The sequence below is a fragment of the Haloferax profundi genome, from assembly GCF_001469865.1.
GTDB classification, from domain to species: domain Archaea; phylum Halobacteriota; class Halobacteria; order Halobacteriales; family Haloferacaceae; genus Haloferax; species Haloferax profundi.
On the sequence record NZ_LOPV01000620.1, the window covers coordinates 1 to 593 of the forward strand.

Sequence of the window (593 nt, forward strand, 5' to 3'; positions counted from 1 at the left end):
GTCTGCGACAGCTTGCATCCGTTCACCGAGTCCATCGTCCCAGCCGAGTCCGTTAAGAAACTCCTCTTTCTCGTCACCGGTGAGGGTGACGAAACGGAACGTCACTTCGACTGGATCCCCGTTCGGGAGGCCCTGGTCGTTCGCGTTTTGAAGGACCTCGCGGACGAACGCCTCGGCATCGTGGTCTACAGCGTGTTTGGTAGGATCGTCGCCGTAGCGTGGTGCTCCTGGCCCACCACTGAAGAAGAACCACTTGGCCGCTTCGTTGATTTGAATCTGTTCTTGGTCCATATTATATACCGATATAGTCGTACGAAACTATGACCACCTAGTTAGTATTACTGTTACGAGTTGGTGACTCTCGTCAGTGGAAACGGGTAGGTGTTCTAACCGGGTGACACCGACGGGCTCTCCGCACGGAGTGAGGCGGTCAGGACAACGTTGTTGCCGAACGCTTATGTGACGATACGCAGGAAAGTGGGTTATGAAGGTAGCTGCAGTGGATTTATTCTGCGGTGCTGGCGGACTCAGTTATGGTCTCCAGCAGTCTGGTGTTTCGGTCGTCGCAGGGATTGATCAGGACCCGGACTGTA

Annotated in this window: 1 protein-coding gene and 1 pseudogene; one reads left to right on the forward strand and one right to left on the reverse strand. The window is 54.6% G+C overall.

All coding sequences use genetic code 11. The features are described from left to right. Window positions 1-291: pseudogene (locus AUR66_RS17830) on the reverse strand (hypothetical protein); the annotation flags it as partial. A 193-nt stretch (window positions 292-484) separates the two neighbouring features. Here AUR66_RS17830 and AUR66_RS21475 point away from each other — a divergent pair. Continuing rightward, a partial coding sequence (locus tag AUR66_RS21475; RefSeq protein WP_197409863.1) for a DNA cytosine methyltransferase occupies window positions 485-593 on the forward strand: 109 nt, incomplete at its 3' end.